The sequence below is a fragment of the Hyphococcus formosus genome (assembly GCF_046736345.1).
GTDB lineage: Bacteria > Pseudomonadota > Alphaproteobacteria > Caulobacterales > Parvularculaceae > Hyphococcus > Hyphococcus formosus.
Genome location: NZ_CP157210.1, coordinates 430001 through 447730, shown reverse-complemented (window position 1 = coordinate 447730; position 17730 = coordinate 430001). Strand labels below are relative to the sequence as shown.

The 17730-nt window shown below is 52.8% G+C and carries 11 protein-coding genes, 1 tRNA gene and 2 rRNA genes (1 of these 14 running past the window's edge); 6 read left to right on the top strand and 8 right to left on the bottom strand.

Features of this window, described 5'->3' with window-relative positions; all coding sequences use genetic code 11:
- Positions 1-27: 27 nt before the first annotated feature.
- Positions 28-306, bottom strand: a complete 279-nt coding sequence (gene rpmB / locus ABFZ83_RS02070) for a 50S ribosomal protein L28 (RefSeq protein WP_411817777.1) — start codon at positions 304-306, stop codon at positions 28-30.
- A gap of 229 nt (positions 307-535) precedes the next feature.
- Here rpmB and ABFZ83_RS02065 point away from each other — a divergent pair, with 229 nt between their 5' ends.
- From ABFZ83_RS02065 to fdxA, 4 genes are all read left to right on the top strand, one after another.
- Entirely contained in the window at positions 536-3478 is a 2943-nt protein-coding gene (locus tag ABFZ83_RS02065; protein ID WP_411817776.1) for a helicase-related protein, read from the top strand.
- Positions 3475-3882 (top strand): RNA-binding S4 domain-containing protein, encoded by a 408-nt coding sequence (locus ABFZ83_RS02060; RefSeq protein ID WP_411817775.1) that lies wholly within the window; start codon positions 3475-3477, stop codon positions 3880-3882. The genes ABFZ83_RS02065 and ABFZ83_RS02060 overlap by 4 nt, the downstream gene beginning before the upstream one ends.
- 15 nt (positions 3883-3897) lie before the next feature.
- Positions 3898-4362 carry a TerB family tellurite resistance protein gene (locus tag ABFZ83_RS02055; RefSeq protein ID WP_411817774.1) on the top strand — a complete coding sequence of 155 codons (465 nt, stop codon included), beginning with the start codon at positions 3898-3900 and terminating at the stop codon, positions 4360-4362.
- Positions 4363-4435: 73 nt separating this feature from the next.
- Entirely contained in the window at positions 4436-4774 is a 339-nt protein-coding gene (gene fdxA, locus ABFZ83_RS02050; protein ID WP_411817773.1) for a ferredoxin FdxA, read from the top strand.
- Positions 4775-5044: 270 nt separating this feature from the next.
- On the opposite strand, the gene ABFZ83_RS02045 is transcribed toward fdxA, so the two are convergent.
- Positions 5045-5452: a hypothetical protein gene (locus ABFZ83_RS02045; protein ID WP_411817772.1), complete on the bottom strand. Its 408-nt coding sequence runs from the start codon at positions 5450-5452 to the stop codon at positions 5045-5047.
- Here ABFZ83_RS02045 and ABFZ83_RS02040 point away from each other — a divergent pair.
- Positions 5415-6146: a CarD family transcriptional regulator gene (locus ABFZ83_RS02040; RefSeq protein WP_411817771.1), complete on the top strand. Its 732-nt coding sequence runs from the start codon at positions 5415-5417 to the stop codon at positions 6144-6146. The two genes, ABFZ83_RS02045 and ABFZ83_RS02040, sit on opposite strands and share 38 nt — an antisense overlap.
- Here the strand turns inward: ABFZ83_RS02040 and ABFZ83_RS02035 are convergent.
- From ABFZ83_RS02035 to ABFZ83_RS02025, 3 genes are read right to left on the bottom strand one after another with little or no spacing between them, the layout of a single operon-like run.
- On the bottom strand, positions 6143-6880 hold the full coding sequence (locus tag ABFZ83_RS02035) for a thermonuclease family protein (protein WP_411817770.1): 738 nt from the start codon (positions 6878-6880) through the stop codon (positions 6143-6145). The genes ABFZ83_RS02040 and ABFZ83_RS02035 overlap by 4 nt on opposite strands.
- Complete coding sequence (gene pbpC / locus ABFZ83_RS02030; RefSeq protein WP_411817769.1) at positions 6877-8886, bottom strand: penicillin-binding protein 1C; 2010 nt, start codon at positions 8884-8886, stop codon at positions 6877-6879. Before pbpC ends, ABFZ83_RS02035 begins: the two co-directional genes overlap by 4 nt.
- 41 nt (positions 8887-8927) lie before the next feature.
- On the bottom strand, positions 8928-13874 hold the full coding sequence (locus ABFZ83_RS02025; RefSeq protein ID WP_411817768.1) for an alpha-2-macroglobulin family protein: 4947 nt from the start codon (positions 13872-13874) through the stop codon (positions 8928-8930).
- 170 nt (positions 13875-14044) lie between these two features.
- Between ABFZ83_RS02025 and ABFZ83_RS02020 the strand changes: the two genes are divergently transcribed.
- Positions 14045-14121 (top strand) — tRNA-Arg (locus ABFZ83_RS02020).
- Between the two features lie 264 nt (positions 14122-14385).
- Here ABFZ83_RS02020 and ABFZ83_RS02015 read toward each other — a convergent pair.
- From ABFZ83_RS02015 to ABFZ83_RS02005, 3 genes are all read right to left on the bottom strand, one after another.
- Positions 14386-15108, bottom strand: coding sequence for a class I SAM-dependent methyltransferase (locus ABFZ83_RS02015; RefSeq protein WP_411817767.1), 723 nt, complete (start codon positions 15106-15108; stop codon positions 14386-14388).
- Between the two features lie 178 nt (positions 15109-15286).
- Positions 15287-15401 (bottom strand): 5S ribosomal RNA (gene rrf, locus ABFZ83_RS02010).
- A gap of 139 nt (positions 15402-15540) precedes the next feature.
- Positions 15541-17730, bottom strand: a 23S ribosomal RNA gene (locus tag ABFZ83_RS02005) (it continues 606 nt past the right edge of the window).

Genomic DNA, 17730 nt, shown 5'->3' with positions numbered 1-17730 from the left:
GACGCGAAAAATTGGCTGCGCGGCCTTTTAGGAAGCTTTCGCCAGTTTGCGCTTAACTTTCAAGGCTGAAGGTGACAATTGCTCGTCTTTTGCCTTGTTCAGGAAAACGTCAAGTCCGCCCATATGGTCAACTGTGCGCAGCGTAGAAGCGGCGATTCGGAACTTGAATCCCTCGCCAAGCTTGTCGGAGTGAAGCGTCACTTTGCACAGATTGGGCAGAAAACGACGTTTTGTCCGGTTATTAGCGTGGGAGACATTGTTACCTGTCCGTGGTCCCATACCTGTCAATTCGCAACGCCGCGCCATGGTTCTAGCCTTGTATTTTCGGGGCACTGCGCCTTAATCTGGCTGCTGTTGCCCGCAATTGAAACCTTTGTAAGAAGCCGCGTCCCATAACCGAGCTAGAAAGACGCGTCAAGCATTTTAGCCATTTTTCACGCCCCGATTGGGATAAGCCCCCAAGAACGCATATATAGACAAAGCCGTATCCTGCCCTAAAGCCGCAAAGATCAGTATCGAAGTGTCCTCCCCTGCAATGATTGACCAATTCTCGCCCACTGGCGGTGGGCGCGTATGCGCTGTTTTGGGCCCCACCAATACAGGGAAGACCCATTACGCGCTGGAGCGTATGCTGGCGCACAAATCAGGCATGATTGGCCTGCCACTTCGCCTTTTGGCCCGCGAAATCTATGACCGAATCCTAAAGTCCAAAAACCCTCGCGAAGTTGCGCTGGTAACAGGCGAGGAGAAAATTATTCCGCCCAATCCGCGCTATTGGGTCGCCACGGTGGAAGCCATGCCTCTTGAGCGCACGGTCGAATTTATGGCGATCGATGAAATTCAACTTGCGGCAGACACCGAGCGCGGCCGGATTTTCACCTCCCGAATTTTACATGCGCGCGGGACATCCGAGACATTACTTCTTGGCTCACACACGATGCGCCCAATCCTTCAGCGGATGTTTGGCAATATCCAATTCTTGTCGCGCGAACGCTTTTCGAACCTTTCTTATACGGGCTCCAAAAAAGCGACGCGCCTACCGCGCCGCTCTGCGATAGTCGGTTTTTCTTCCGACACCGTATATTCAATCGCGGAACTGATCCGACGTCAGCGTGGCGGCGCAGCCGTCGTGCTAGGTGCCCTTTCCCCCCGGACGCGGAATGCACAGGCAGAGCTTTATCAATCTGGTGAAGTCGATTTCCTCGTTGCGACTGACGCGATCGGCATGGGGCTCAACATGGACATTGACCATGTTGCGTTTTCCGCCACGCGAAAATTCGATGGCCACCGCGCCCGAAACCTTCTGCCTACCGAAATGGCGCAAATCGCTGGCAGAGCCGGTCGACACATTCGTGATGGTACATTTGGCGTAACCGGCGACTGCGCGCCGATAGACGAAGACCTGGTCACGGCAATTGAAAATCACGAATTCGACAGTGTGACAAAGTTATTGTGGCGAACTGAGAAATTAGACTTTTCATCACTGCCCGCGCTTATTCGTTCGCTCGACCAACCACCACCGCGGGATTTCTTTGTCCGCTCTCGCCGCGAAGACGACGAGGACGCACTTCATCGCCTTTGTAATCGTGCAGAAATTCGAGAGATTGCCAAAGGCGGCGCAGCGCTCGCGACCCTATGGGACATTTGTCAGATCCCGGATTTTCGCAAGATTGGCGGAGACCAGCATGCGCGGATGTTAGGCGATATTTATACGCATATCATGAATGACGGCCGGATATCAGAAAGCTGGATGGAGCCACAAATCACACGCCTTGATCGCACAGACGGAGACATAGATGCACTATCCTCGCGACTGGCCCATGTGCGGACCTGGACTTATCTTTCCCATCGCAGCGCATGGATTGACTGCGCCCCTTATTGGCAAGAGCGCGCGCGCGCGATAGAAGACAGTCTCTCGGACGCGCTACACGAGAAATTGACGCAAAGATTTGTCGATCGACGCACATCGACATTGTTAAAGCGCCTAAAAGATAATGCGCCCCTGTTAGCGGGCGTCACCGAAGACGGAGAAGTTATTGTGGAAGGCCAATTTATCGGCCGCCTGTTAGGGTTCGAATTTATCGTGGATCCACGCGCAAGTGGCGCGGAGGCGAAATCACTACGTGCAGCAGGCGAGAAAGCGCTGACGCCGGTTTTGGCGGCGCGCGCTGCAGCATTGGCAAATGCCGAGGGCGAAGAACTGCAACTTGATGAAGACGGCACTATCTTGTGGCGTTCGGGCCCGGTTGCCAAAATTCAAAAAGGTCCCGCCCCATTGCGACCTGAAGTCGTCGTCACCGGCATCGGCGACATTACACCCAATCTGCGCGGCCGCGTCGAAGACCGCCTAAAGGCCTTTGTCACGAACAAGATCGAAGGACTGTTAGGGCCTCTGGTCGCGCTTCAAGTCGCAGCGAATAGCGAAGGCGAAAATGGCCTGAAAGGTCTTACAAAAGGCGTCGCCTATCGATTGGCCGAGAACTTCGGTGCGACATCGCGCTCTCAAATTGGCGACGATCTAAAACAGATCGATCAGGATGAGCGCGCAAAACTTCGCAAACTTGGCATGCGCTTTGGTGAATTCACCCTCTTCATGCCTGCCTTGCTTAAACCTGCCCCTGCATCACTCCTGACCTTGCTCTGGGCATTGTGGACAGACCGTCGTCCGGGTGATGTTCCGCCGCCATCTGCGGGTCGTGTCTCGATCGAGCTAAACGAAAGCCTTCCGCATGCATATTATTATGCTGGCGGCTATCGCCCGTCCGGTACGCGCGCTGTCCGCATCGATATGCTTGAGCGCCTGGCAGGCTTGATCCGTACCGCACGCAATGAGAGCAATCCAAAAGAAGGTTTTGAAACCAATGCGCAGATGATGTCATTGGTCGGTTGCTCAGGTGAAGATTTTGAAGCCATTTTGCGCTCGCTCGGCTTTAGAAAAAATGTCGTTAAACGAAAAGTACCCGTCACCAAAGATCTGGCGGCACCTGAAAAACAAAACGACGCTCCTGCAGCGGCACCGGCTACCCCCGCTGATGACACTGCGACTGCGCCGGAAAGTACCCCCAACGATGCTGCGCCTGAAGCGGCAATGGGGGACAAAGCACCTGAAGCCGCACCACAACGCAGCGTAAAAGCTGAGGAAGCAGCCGAGGAACAGGAAATTGAGGTTTCCCTTTGGCGGCCAGCCATGCGTCGGCCAAAGCACACTGGCAAGCCAGCGCAAAACCGCAATAAAGGAGAACAACGGGATAATCGCGGACGCGGACCGAACCAAAACAAAGGCAAAGGTCGCGGACCGAAAAATGCTAGCCGCAATGCTGGCGGACGTCCCGGCCACGGCAAAGGCGGAAGCAACCGACCACCGCGCGAAAAGAAAGCCGATCCAAACTCACCTTTCGCGGTTCTAGCCGGGTTAAAAGCTGAATTATCCGATGGTGATGAAAACGCCAAATCGAAAGCGCCAGAGAAAACCGAATGAGCGTAGAATCGGCTGAGGCGGAGGGAACCACCCAACGTTTGGACCGATGGTTATGGTTTGCGCGTATTTTCAAGACCCGGACACTTGCAGCAAAATTTGTCAGTGACGGGAATGTTCGGATAACGCGAGGTGACAATACCCAACGCGCCGACAAGGCGGCAACAGCCATTCGCCCCGGCGATATTATCGTGTTTACGCGCAATGACCGCACGCGCATTGTAATGGTACTGAAATGCGGTAACCGTCGCGGGCCAGCCACTGAGGCACAAGAATTATATGACGATCAGTCCCCGCCTGTAATCAAAACTGAGGCCACGCCAGTGCCCTTCGAACGGGACAAAGGTACCGGACGCCCGACCAAAAAAGATCGCCGTGCGATCTCTGCATTGCGCGCCCAAGACTAAACCAAGGAAACATCGATGTTCGACAAGCTATTTAGAAAAATGAAATCAGCGGATGCACCCGCTAATAACGAGACGAATGAACTGGCGCTGGCTTTTGCGGCATTGATGGTTGAAACCGCGCGGATCGATCAACATTACGGTGACGATGAAGCAGCGATCATTGACCGCGCACTCACCAATAAATTCAATATGACCGCAAGCGAAGCCGCCGCCCTGCGGGCCGAGGCGGAAACAGCGCAAGAAACAGCATTCGACATTCAACGGTTTACTAAAATCGCTAAATCCATGCCGCAGGAAGATAAGATCGCTCTGATCGAAGAACTCTGGGAAATCGTCCTTTCCGACGGCGTCAAGGATTCCTATGAAGATACGCTCATTCGGAAGATATGTGGTTTAGTATATGTAGACGACCAAGATAGCGGAGCTGCACGAAACCGGGTTGCGGCGAAAATCGCACAAAAAAATGAGCCCATGCGCTAATTCAACTGCTTGCGTCTGACGGCGTAGCGGGTAAGAAAGTCAAAAACCGCGCGAATTAAGGAGCGTCCGCACTATGACTTATGTGGTCACCGAAGCCTGCATCATGTGCAAATACACCGACTGTGTAGAGGTATGTCCCGTGGATTGCTTCTATGAAGGCGAAAACATGCTCGTGATTCACCCTGACGAATGTATCGATTGCGGCGTTTGCGAACCTGAATGCCCGGCAGAAGCCATTATCCCGGACACCGAACCAGGCGCGGACAAATGGGTCGAAATGAACACGAAATATGCGGCGGCTTGGCCAAATATCACTGAAAAGATCGACGCTATGCCTGATGCAGACGCGAAAGCCGAAGAAGAAGGCAAATTCGACAAATATTTCAGTGAAAAGCCTGGCGAAGGATCCTAAATCCAAAATTTTAGGGCCTTAAATATCCCCATAGCTTCTGTTGATATTTTGTGCTAATATCATAGCTGAATCATGGGTAGCATCGCGGCACTTACCGTTAAGCTGGAACATTCGGAAAGCTCGTCATCTTATTGTAATTTATTATCAATTCGGTCCGTTGTATTGCCCGAATTGATTGCTGTTGCAGTGCAATGACGAATGCGCATCGAAATTCGGAATACGATTTCCGATGACAGCCGCTTCGCAATCCTGACATCCCGAGCGTCGGCCTTAGGCCGACCAATCGAGCACAAGGTTAGTCATGGCGACAAAAGCAACAACCACGGCCAAGAAGGCCGTAAAGAAAAAAACAACGGCGAAGAAAACCACCGCAAAGAAAGCGGCGACGAAAAAAACCGCTTCAACAACCACTAAGAAAAAAGCCGTAAAAAAGCCGGCTGCGAAAAAGACTGCCGCTAAAGCAACAGCTACGAAAAAAACTGCCACCAAAAAATCGGCAGCCAAAAAGGTAACTGCCAAAAAAACCGCGACAAAAGCTGCGACCCCCACTAAAAAAGCGACCACCAAAAAGGCCGCAACCGCCAAACCCGCCGCAAAAAAAACCGCGGCGAAAAAGACAACGACAACAAAAAAAGCAACAGTGAAAAAGAGTACCGCTACAAAAACCGCAACAACCAAAAAAACCAAAGCCAAAGCCGAAAAAGCAAAACCGGCACGTCCGCGTCCGGTGAATGTTGGTCAGGCACCAAGAAAGACTCAGCTCGCTGCGTCAATCCCAACACCGACAACGACACCTCCCAAGGATGCGCCGCAGGCTGATGCCGCAGCATCCGAAGATGCGTCCGCGTCAAAAACTGCGAAGCAGGATTTCAAAGTCAATGACAAGATCGTTTACCCGGCCCATGGCGTAGGCCGCATCATTGATCTTGAAAAACAACAGGTCGCTGGGATTGCGATTGAATTGTTCGTGATTGATTTCGATCAGGAAAAAATGAAATTGCGCGTTCCGACCGGCAAAGCAAAAGCTGCGGGCATGCGCCCACTTTCCGACGAAAAGACGGTCAAGGATTCAATCACCCTACTCAAGGGACGTGCACGGATCAAGCGGACAATGTGGAGCCGTCGCGCCCAGGAATATGACGCGAAAATCAATTCTGGCGATATGAAACTCGTGGCTGAGGTTGTTCGTGACCTTTATCGCGGTGATGACCAACCAGAACAGAGTTACTCTGAACGCCAATTGTTCGAAGCGGCGCTGGACCGCATGGCTCGCGAAGTTGCAGCCGTTCGTGATGTCGATCTCGGCAAGGCGATTGAAGAAATTGAAAGCGTTCTCAAAAAGAAAACGGCCGCAGCTAACGCGGCCGCCTAAACTGGCTCGCCATCAAGAGTTTCGATCTGCAGCGGATGCTGCAGATCGATAGACGGCCCATTTATCGACTCTACCCACCCCCGCACGCGGATCATACGGCCTTCTAAGGCATTGAAATCAATGCCAATATTTTTCCACTTGCGGTGATTGGTGCTTGTTGCACTCGCAGTAAAATCTTCTCGGAAATCGTCGCCAAAGTTGATAAATAGGCGGCTACCATATTTTCCAATGCGGCGCGGTATCCCCTCGATGATCGCATAGGATCCGATTTTATAGTTAGCTGAGTCGGCGGTTGAGAGTGCATAGGTCGATAACGACCACAAACCACGCTGCGCTTTTCGCGCCTCATCTTCCAACGCTAAAAGCCCGCGAATGAAATCATACTCACCGCTTTCTGGACGAACCCGGCACGCGCCGCGCGTGACTAAACGTTCCTGCAATGTCGCTCCGCCAGACCGAACGATTACGCGCCTTACACCCCATCGACTTTTCGGCATGCAGTCCCGAATTTCTAGCGGTGCCGATAAGAGGTCCGTCAAAGCAGATTTCGCATCGTCAAAATATGCGCTTTGATTTTGTTGCAGCGTAAACAACCCCGGTGCAGCAACATCAGCTAGCTGAAATTCTTGATCCTGCATGATGAAGCGGTCACCCGATAATGCGACTGCCCTATTTGCCCATACCGGCGAAACGGAACTGGCTATTGCCCCCGCGATAAAGCTTCGTCGCATCATCCAGCAGTAACCCGGACCTTAGACTTGGCTTGGTTTCCCGTTCTATCGACCACGGTCACGTCATAAAATCCTGGGGTATCGGGATGCCAAACATGCCTGCCATTTGATCTGTCAGGTTTTATGAGGTCGCCATTTACATACCATCGATAGTCGCCACCTCCACCGCGGGCTGCCAATGCAAATCCACGATCAGCACTCCCCATGAAGATTTCAACGCCGCTGCGCGGAAATATGATCTGTGGCGGCGATTGATAGGTAGGCCGGTCAAACCTGGCCATCACCAAGGCGGGATCATCGTTAAGCTGGTTCGGGCCATTTTGCGCGCCCTCGGCTTCGATCATATCGAATATGTCAAACAATAGCGGCGCAGCTGTATTCCGCCCCGTAGCGCCGGACCTCGGCGCGCCATCCGCTCGCCCGACCCAGACGATCGCCGTATATCCGCCCGCATGGCCAGCCGCCCAAGCATCGCGAAAGCCATATGACGTTCCCGTTTTAAACGCGACCTTCAATGCCTTTTGTGAAAGTGCTGCTGGTGCACGACCTTCAAGTGCAGGGGCATCGGCCAGAATCGCACTGACTTTTTTGGCGGTCGGTTCTGAAAATAATCGATAAGGTTTGGCTTCGCGCTTTTCATCCGTGGTCCACTGCAACGGCAGAACTGTCCCATCGGTTGCGAGCCCGGCATATAACATCGCAAGCTCCTGCGCAGTAACACCGGCACCACCTAGAGCCAGCGCAAGTCCGGATGATTTATCAGCCCGATCTGGCGTACGCAGATTAATGCCTGACGCCCGCAATACGGATGCGAATCGGCCAGCACCAATGCGGTCTAACGTCCGCACGGCCGGCACATTCAATGAATGCTGCAAGGCTTCTCGAACATGGACCTCGCCGCGAAAGGTTTGATCGAAATTCTCTGGTGCATAATCGCCAAATGCGCGCGGCATGTCTTCTATGATTGTGTCTGCGCTTGCCAAACCACTTTCAAAAGCAAGCCCATAAATAAAGGGCTTTAGCGCCGAGCCCGGCGACCGCGCTGCTGCGGTCAGATCAATCCAACCGCCTTTTGCATCAAGGCCCGACGACCCCACAAGTGCACGTACAGCGCGGCTTTCATTTTCGATTAAAATTAACGAAGCCGTCGCGCCATCATCATATTTATCAACATAGGCTGCGACCATCGCCTCGGCCTGTTTTTGCAAACGAGCATTCAATGTTGAGCGCACGACATAGCCGTGTGAGGCTGAACTTAGTCTGTATGCCGCGTGATAGGCGACTTTCGGTAACGGGTGTCGGTTCTGAGGCAAAACTGCCGCATTCGCTTCATCCCTCAATTTCGCCGAGACTGCACCCGCGTCCGCAAGCTTTTGAAGAATTTCAGCGCGTGCTTTTCTGGCTGCCTTAGGCCGCCGATCCGGGCGACGAACCTCAGGTGATTGCGGCAATGCAATGAGCAACGCCTGTTCCGCATCGGTCAATCGGATCGGGTCTTTATCAAAATAAAAACGACTTGCCGCTCGAACGCCTTCGATATTGCCGCCATAGGGCGCAAGGGTCAGGTAAAGCTCAAGGATCTCTCGTTTCGTCAACCGACGCTCGATCTGCAGAGCGCGGATCATTTCAACAGCTTTTGACCCGATATTTCTAGGTCGCGGCTCAAGCAATCTGGCCGTTTGCATTGTTATCGTCGAAGCGCCAGAAACAATGCGGCCAGCTCTGGCCGAAGAAGTCGCGGCACGTAGTACCGCACGAAAATCCACGCCGATATGATTATAAAATCGCTTGTCTTCGATCATTAAAAGCCGCTCGACGAATACCGGGTCGACCTCATCTAAGTCAGCGCGGAAACGCCAGCGATCATCACTTGCAGAAAATGCGTGTAGCCACTCACCGTGAACATCAAGCACAAGCGGCGACACATTTTCTGCGCGCTCTAGTGGAGGCGGAAAAAGAGTATCGAGCGCGACCAAAATGGTAAGGACGGCGATTACCGGAACAATCATTCGGTGTCGCCGCCACTTACCTATTTTGGGTAACGTCAATTTCATTCTGCTGCCGCAATAGAAACCTGCGCCACGGTAGTGCGCGCAAATACACCCGGCTTGTACATATCTTCGATGACCACGCCGGGCATAACGAACTTACCGGGTGTCACTGCACGGACCACATAGGCAAGCGTGAACCGTTGATTGCCTCGAATATCGACTGCAGCCACAAAACGATCATCTCTTGCTTCGGCAATTCTGGGCCGGGTTAATTCACCGATCCATTTATATGGGCCGTTATTGCCCCGCCCTCCCGCATCGCTCGGCTCTAGCACCGTTTCGATCTCAAAACCCGCGGGCAAGAGGTCGGCGATAACGGCCGGATGCAAACGTTGATCGGAAGCAGTACCGCTGAGAACCACAACCAATCGATCATTCTGCCGGACTGCTCCAAGATCTGCAGGGCGACCATCGCGTGTTGCTACCCGTTTGGTAATTGAGAAGCCCTGACTAGTGGCACTAGGCGCACTTTTCGGTGAGCCGGAAACAGTGAGTGACCGGAAAATCTGGTCTTGACCATCATTGCTATAGGTCAAACCATTTTCGAGTGAGGCAGTCGTTGGCGTAAAGCTTGGCGCTGGCGGCAAGTCACCTAGTTTTTCACCGTCTACGGACAACATAATCGGCCCGCCATCACGCAACATCGCTTGCGCAGCCAAAAGCGTAAATGCCTTTTCCTGCGTATGCATTGATGTAGGGTCTTTCATCAGGCCGACAAACTTCTCGGCAATTGCCTCAGTTTTATCAGTCTGTTCTGCTTCGACGGCCAAAGCCAACACACCCGCAACATCACGCAAGCTACTTTGGTAATAGTCGCCACGATTTTGCCAGCCGACTGCATCGGCAGCTTTCGTAAACGCGCTATTTGCACGCGCGCGATCACCCATCAAAGCGAGCGCTGCACCAATATGCGCCCGCGCTAACGGGCTTGGCGTATCGTCCAAAAGGGTATCATGGAAATAGCGCAGATCAGAAAGGTCTGCTCGGCCAGCGCGCGCCAAGACATAAAGCGCATATGCTGCAGAACGACGCCGCAAATATTCACGCGTGTCATTGTTGTTTGCAAACTGCGCCACATTGGTTTGATAACTAGTCAAATACCAACGATCAAAACGCGCCATACTCGCAAGCGAATCATATGCGCGATCCAGCGCTTCAGTAGGAACCGCATAACCTTCATTTTTGGCGCGGTACATAAAGTCTGTGACATAGGCACCAAGCCACGGATTGGCCCAGCGGTCATTCACCCGCCAAAGACCAAACGCTCCATCCGGACTTTGACGATTCAAGAGTTTGTTAATCGCTTCTTGTACGCGCGGTCTTACGGCACGTTCCGGCCCGCGCCCCACCTGGCCGCCAAGTACATCGACAAATAAGAGCGGGAAGGCCGAACTCGTCAGTTGTTCCGTGCACCCATAAGGGTAGCGATAAAGCGAATCTAATAGCGGGCCCGGCTCAACACCCCGCAAACGTGAGAATGAAACCGCAACCTCGGCTGATCCGGGCACGTAACTATCGATAACAGCCTTCGTCACTTCAAACCGCTCGCCTGGGTCTAGTGCAGCGGTGCGCACTTCTGTGACGGGGAAATAAGGCGTTCGTGACTGGATCGGATAGGACCGCGAGACGCTAAATCCACCCGGCCCTTCGACCTCAAGCTTGATTGCCCCGATGCCAACCTCGCCAGTAGAGAATGAGAATACCTTAGTTTGCTTTTCCCCCTTGGCGAGCGTGAACAGCTCGCTGGTGGAGAGTTCTACAGGGCCTTCACCGGTTAGAGACACACGATAATCACCGGCATCGCCATCGACATTGTCTATCAACAGGGTTGCAGACGCCCGATCGCCCGGTGCAAGGAACCGCGGCATTGCCAATTCGGCCGGGACAGGATCTCGGACCGTCAATGGCTCCGACGCAGAGCCAAGCTTGTCCTTCGACCAGGCCACAGCCATCAACCGTAATTCACCGTTGAAATCAGGAATATCGATAGGGAGGGTAACCTTTCCGCCCTGCCCGACTTTGACGAGACCTGAATAAAGCGCGACCGATTTTGTCGGCACTACGGTCAACCCCTCACCGCCCAACTGGTCACCACCAAAGCGCGCAGCCGCACCGAGATTGGCGTCAAGAATTCGTCCGTAATCATCACGAATTGCAACGCCCAGGCGTTTTTTACCGTAATAAAAATCGACCGGATCTGGTGATTTGAATTTCGTTAATCGCAAGATACCTTCGTCGACCGCGGAAAGCGTCAACATAACCTCAGCCCCCGGCGCAGCGCCTTCGATCGTAACCGGCAAATCAAGTTTCTGGCGCGGCCGGAAAACATCAGGCTCGTCCAACCGAACCGACAGCTTGCGCGCCGACATATCGAAAGGAACATAGCTAACAGCCATTGCGCGGCGGGGGATCGGGCGTGAACCCGCATCACGCGGCGTGACGACCGTGGCCATTACATAAAATCCTGCACCCCAACTCGGGTCAGTATCGATAATGATCTCGCGGCCCTTTTTCTCGACCTTCATGCGCTGAACGAGATGCACTTTATCTGTCGCGATAGCGATGATTGCTTCGCCTGCATAAGGCGGGTTGAGGTACAGACGCGCGCGCCCACCGGGAACAACTTTATCGGTTTGAAGGGTCATCGACGCCTGATCCGGCGTATCAGCACCTGAGGCATAAGAACGCCAACCAACGTAGAAGCGAATATCGCTTTTTGTCTTTTGGCCCGCTTGTGACACAGTCAATCGATAGGTCCCCGGATCAACCCGTTGATTGATCAAGGTCGCTATCTGCTCTGGCGTTGTTTTCCCGCGTCCTTCGGCGATCAAAACATCCCGGAATGACCGACGCCAGCGCCAATTGCCATTCTCACGATACCAATCAAACCAATAATCTTCTTCGACTAACCGCCATTCAAGTTCGCCATCAACAGGTTTCCCTTCCCAGTCCAAGAGTACCGCATTTACAGCAACCTCTTCGTCTTGACCGAAACTTTGTTCGTCATTGGAAAGTTTCAAGCCGAGATAAAAGTCATCCGGCCTCACGGGAATACGCGCACTTTCACGCACCACACGCCCCCCAGGCTCAACCACACCGACAACAAGATCGGCTCGCAATGGCGCGCCGTAATTTTTGGGCGCGCTATCCACGTTTATTGCGACTGTTGCATTTCCGTCGGCATCAGTCGTTGTATTGGGAAGTGTCAGAAACCGCTCATCAAAACGGCCATTGACCGGACCAAAGCGATATTTTGAAAAATCAGGGAACGGATTCGGATCAAGTCGTAGCCGCGCTTCGGCTTCGACCGCAAGACCACTTGCCGGCGCACCATAAAGATAGCGGCTCGATACATTCAGCTCGCGCTTATCGCCGGGACGGATTGGCGTTTTTTCATCGCCTTCGAGTTTCACTTCAAGGCGCTGCGGCACGAAATCTTCAACCGAGAAACTCGTATCGCCAATTGTTCGTTCAATGCCATCCGCTTTTACCGCAATACGCCAGACACCGCGCGGTGCCGACGTCGGCACATCGTAATCAAAACTAAATCCGCCAACGGACAGGTCTTCGATACGGCGCTCATCTGCTTCGGTGGAATTAGGCCGATAGATCGTAATTGTAATTGGCCTATTGTCGATTGCCCGACCGGCCGCATCGCGTAACATGCCCGACACATGCACTGTCTCACCCGGGCGATAAATACCGCGATCAAGATATACATAGCCGTCAATTTTTGAGGGCGCGGAACGTCCGCCAATATTACGGTCAGACAAATCCAATGGGGCACGCTCTAGATCAAGCGCAGCAAAATCGGCCTGCGGCCCATAGGCCATCAACATTCGAGGCGTAAGCGGATGATCTCCATTCACGGCGGCGCTATCAAAACGCGCGCGGCCATCAGCATTTGTCACGGCCTTGGCCAGAATTTCATTATTGGCAGCGATGAGTGTTAATTCGACCCCGTCCATTGCGCGCGCAGACGTAATCGAGCGAACAAAAACATCCATGCCGTCTGTACCGGAATAGGTCGTCAATGCCATATCGGTGAAAACAATCCAACGCCACGCTTCAGCTTTCCGATTTTTATCGGCACCCGGAGAGACATCTGCTATATTGAGGAAATATGCTCCGGGCTCGAGTTCATCGAGTGCAGCGCCAAGGGCAAAAACTGTTGTCGTTGTTTCGTTTGTTTCACCGGGCGTTTCCAATTCGCCCTTCCAAACCTCAACACCGACATCTTTTCCGTCTTCACGGTCCCACACATAGGAATAACGATCCGCACCGGTCGCTTCGCCCGCGACGATGTCTTTACGGGCCAAAGACCGATCCGATACGCGGTAAACCGTGATCTCAACTTTTTCGACATTGACCGTCTCGATGCCGACACCATCTGCCTCAAGCCGGGGTAGGATCACACCATCGCCCGCAAATCCGACATAGGCCGGCTTATCTCCAAAGGCGACGACAACTTCGTCAGCGCGTTCAAGCCGGTCACCGTTCGCATTCGGCAAACCTTTGCGCAGGCGCACGCGGTAATCTTTATCAAAAGCCAATCCGTTTAAGCACAAAGATTGACCATCGACTGAAATGGCTATGCCTTCCTGCGGCGTTATCCGAACAAAATCCGCGTAATTCGTATTGCCGCTATCATCCAGCGCTTGGGTAAATTGTAGGCACGCCTGAGGCGTATCAGAGCCGGTATCTAAGCGTAAACGGCGATACGCAAAGCCTTCTATGACATCTTCTTCGGGGCGCTCTGCGTCATCCGCCCGACGCTCCTGAAAGGGACGGCGTTGCGATGGGGTACGCGGTTCCGCACCGACGACCCGCTGACTATTGGGGTCATCCAAAGACCCGCTGGGGGAAACGAATCGCCCAACCAATAATCCAATAGCGAACGCACCTAAAATAGCTGCGGCAATCAAGGCTCCGTGCTTACGCGCCATATCCGAAATCTCCACCCTCTTATCGTGATGCCCAACCGGCATGCACGGCAATTATGGCGTTTAATCAACAGAAGGAAAACAATTCTGCGACCATTTCAGGAAATTTGGCCCCGACGACCGCCAACAGAGTTTTGGTGCGCTGCGAAAGCCGCTAAAGTCACCCGCGCTGCGTCCCCGTAGCTCAGTAGGATAGAGCACCAGATTCCTAATCTGGGGGCCACAGGTTCGAATCCTGTCGGGGACGCCAGCGAATTAGGACACTCAATCAAAGAACTATTCGACTATTTCGATTACTTATCGGTGTCCCGCCGCACAGGGCGCACTCAAATTTTCCTGATCCGAGGTTTTTGGAAAAGAGATAATTTCAGCAGGCCGGTGCGAACCCTAGATATTTATTGAATGCCGATTCGATTCCTCATCGCACATGGCAAATATCACCTTTTATCCGTCCAAGGACGAATTAGGATCGATTAGTCTTTTCGAATTTACTCGTGGGCTGAGATCCGCCCAACTATTCTTCCGGTCGTTTAAAACGGACGAAATAATTTTCTGAGAGTCCTTCGACGGCAACGTCTTCTAAAAACTCAAAGCCGATATATTCCAATTCGGATATGACACCCGCCTTGCCGAATCGCACATGTTGTTTGTCACTCGCCCGGGTTTCCCCTTCTTCGAGGTCATAATCTACGATTACTAATTCGCCGCCAGGCTTCATCGAATCAAAAACGGACTTCATAACCGCCTGCCGATCACCAAAATAATGATAAGTATCGGCTATAAAAACGAGATCAATCGACTTTTCAGGCAAAGAAACGTCATTCTCCCGGCCCAAAACCGCAGTGATATTATCGATTCCCGAATCATCGGCGCGCTGATTAACGAGATCAAGGAACAACGGTTCGATATCTTCAGCAAAAACGCGACCACTCGCGCCGACTTCTTCAGCGAATAACAAAGAATATAAGCCGGTTCCGCTACCGATATCCGCGACCACATCCCCTTCACTCAAGCCAACCGAATCGACTACCGATTCGCGAGCGCTGTATAATTCGCGGCTCCCGACCTCTAACTGCTCCAACCAGACGTCCACATAATCATGCTGCTCGACGACAGCCTCAACGGATTCGTCCGGACCCGCATCGCCCTCGTTCGTTGGTTGTGTACACGCGCCCAGCAACGCTATCAGAAAGCTTGCGCCTATATTCGTTTTCAGCAGGTCTGTTTTCGTTCGCATAAAGACTCTCAGAATGAAGACGGCCGCATCTGACCGATTTCAATTACATTATGTCCGATAAAGCATCACTGAGACACTGACAATGTTGCAAAAATATAGACACAAAAAAACCGCGCCAGACAAACGCCTGTGCGCGGTTTCTATAATCTTGATATAAAGGGTAAAATCATCTTGGCAGGCCCGGCGGCGACTTACTCTCCCACGCCTTGAGACGTAGTACCATCAGCGCTGGGGACTTTAACGACCGAGTTCGAGATGGGATCGGGTGGAGGCTCCCCGCCATAACCACCGGGCCGGCAAAAACGATTTTAATGCGAGAGTGCGGATCCTGTGCGGATCACTAAAATGACTTAGGAAAACGACCCTATACGGATCGTTCGCCACGCATGAGTTATAGCTTCATGCCTATCATCCGAAGACGATAGCATGAGGACAATCAAGACAATCGAACAATTAGTACCGGTAAGCTTCACACATTGCTGCGCTTCCACACCCGGCCTATCAACGTGGTGGTCTTCCACGGTTCTCAAGGGAATATTTGTTTTGAGGCCAGCTTCCCGCTTAGATGCCTTCAGCGGTTATCTGTTCAATACATAGCTACCCAGCTGCGCCATTGGCATGACGACTGGTCCACCAGAGGTATGTCCATCCCGGTCCTCTCGTACTAAGGACAGCTCCTCTCAATATTCCTACACCCACGGCAGATAGGGACCGAACTGTCTCACGACGTTCTAAACCCAGCTCACGTACCGCTTTAATTGGCGAACAGCCAAACCCTTGGGACCTGCTCCAGCCCCAGGATGCGATGAGCCGACATCGAGGTGCCAAACAATGCCGTCGATATGGACTCTTGGGCATCATCAGCCTGTTATCCCCGGCGTACCTTTTATCCGTTGAGCGATGGCCCTCACACGAGGAACCACCGGATCACTATGGCCGACTTTCGTCTCTGCTCGACTTGTCAGTCTCGCAGTCTAGCGGGCTTATGCCATTGCACTCGACGACCGATTTCCGACCGGTCTGAGCCCACCTATCGCGCGCCTCCGTTACCATTTAGGAGGCGACCGCCCCAGTCAAACTACCCACCATGCAGGGTCCCGGATCCAGGTTCATGGACCGCGGTTAGATATCAGCGACAACAAGGGCGGTATTTCACATTGTGGCTCCATGACTGCTGGCGCAACCACTTCAAAGCCTCCCGCCTATTCTACACATGTTGACGCTAATACCACTGCAAAGCTGTAGTAAAGGTGCACGGGGTCTTTCCGTCTAACCGCGGGAACTCCGCATCTTCACGGAGAATTCAGTTTCGCTGAGTCTGCATTGGAGACAGTGTGGAATTCGTTACGCCATTCGTGCAGGTCGGAACTTACCCGACAAGGAATTTCGCTACCTTAGGACCGTTATAGTTACGGCCGCCGTTTACCGGGGCTTCAATTCGGAGCTCTCACCCCTCCTCTTAACCTTCCGGCACCGGGCAGGCGTCAGACCCTATACGTCGTCTTACGACTTCGCAGAGCCCTGTGTTTTTAGTAAACAGTCGATACCACCTGGTTTGTGCCCCCACCCCAGAGTTGCCTCCAAGATGGGCTCCCTTCTCGCGAACTTACGGGAGTAATTTGCAGAGTTCCTTCAATGCAGTTCTCTCAAGCGCCTTGGTATGCTCTACCAGTCCACCTGTGTCGGTTTCGGGTACGGTCTATTGAAGAGGCTATTTCCAGGGACTGATTCGCGGCCCAACCAATCCAATAAGGTTGAACAACTTACTCAATCCGTCACACATCTTCTGGCACAGGAATATTCACCTGTTTCCCATCGACTACGCCTTTCGGCCTTGCCTTAGGGGCCGGCTAACCCTGCGCTGATTAGCATTGCGCAGGAACCCTTGGACTTTCGGCGAGAGTGTCTCTCACACTCTTTATCGCTACTCGTGTCAGCATTCTCACTTCTCATACGTCCACCGCCTCTCACGAGTACGGCTTCATCCGCATAGAGAACGCTCCGCTACCGCGTGCATAGCACGCCCGAAGCTTCGGTGCATAGTTTAAGCCCCGTTACATTTTCGGCGCGGGAACCCTTATTTAGACCAGTGAGCTGTTACGCTTTCTTTAAAGGATGGCTGCTTCTAAGCCAACCTCCTGGTTGTTTTGGGATTCCTACATCCTTTCCCACTTAACTATGACTTTGGGACCTTAGCTGTCGGTCAGGGCTGTTTCCCTTTCCACCACGGACCTTAGCACCCGTGGTGTGTCTGCCGAGCAGTACTCTTCGGTATTCGGAGTTTGGTTAGGATCAGTAAGGCGGTAAGCCCCCATAGCCCATCCAGTGCTCTACCCCCGAAGGTATTCACTCGACGCTCTACCTAAATAGATTTCGCGGAGAACCAGCTATCTCCCGGTTTGATTGGCCTTTCACCCCTAGACACAAGTCATCCCAACTTTTTTCAACAAGTACGGGTTCGGACCTCCAGTAAGTGTTACCTTACCTTCATCCTGCTCATATCTAGATCACCGGGTTTCGGGTCTAATCCCTCTAACTAAATCGCCCTATTCAGACTCGCTTTCGCTGCGCATACACCTATCGGCTTAAGCTTGCTAGAGAGACTAAGTCGCTGACCCATTA

Coding starts and splice junctions, on each gene's coding strand:
- ABFZ83_RS02055 (WP_411817774.1), top strand. CDS start 3,898: ATGTTCGACAAGCTATTTAGAAAAATGAAATCAGCGGATGCACCCGCT.
- ABFZ83_RS02035 (WP_411817770.1), bottom strand. CDS start 6,880: ATGATGCGACGAAGCTTTATCGCGGGGGCAATAGCCAGTTCCGTTTCG.
- pbpC (WP_411817769.1), bottom strand. CDS start 8,886: ATGATTGTTCCGGTAATCGCCGTCCTTACCATTTTGGTCGCGCTCGAT.
- fdxA (WP_411817773.1), top strand. CDS start 4,436: ATGACTTATGTGGTCACCGAAGCCTGCATCATGTGCAAATACACCGAC.
- ABFZ83_RS02060 (WP_411817775.1), top strand. CDS start 3,475: ATGAGCGTAGAATCGGCTGAGGCGGAGGGAACCACCCAACGTTTGGAC.
- ABFZ83_RS02025 (WP_411817768.1), bottom strand. CDS start 13,874: ATGGCGCGTAAGCACGGAGCCTTGATTGCCGCAGCTATTTTAGGTGCG.
- rpmB (WP_411817777.1), bottom strand. CDS start 306: ATGGCGCGGCGTTGCGAATTGACAGGTATGGGACCACGGACAGGTAAC.
- ABFZ83_RS02065 (WP_411817776.1), top strand. CDS start 536: ATGATTGACCAATTCTCGCCCACTGGCGGTGGGCGCGTATGCGCTGTT.
- ABFZ83_RS02015 (WP_411817767.1), bottom strand. CDS start 15,108: ATGCGAACGAAAACAGACCTGCTGAAAACGAATATAGGCGCAAGCTTT.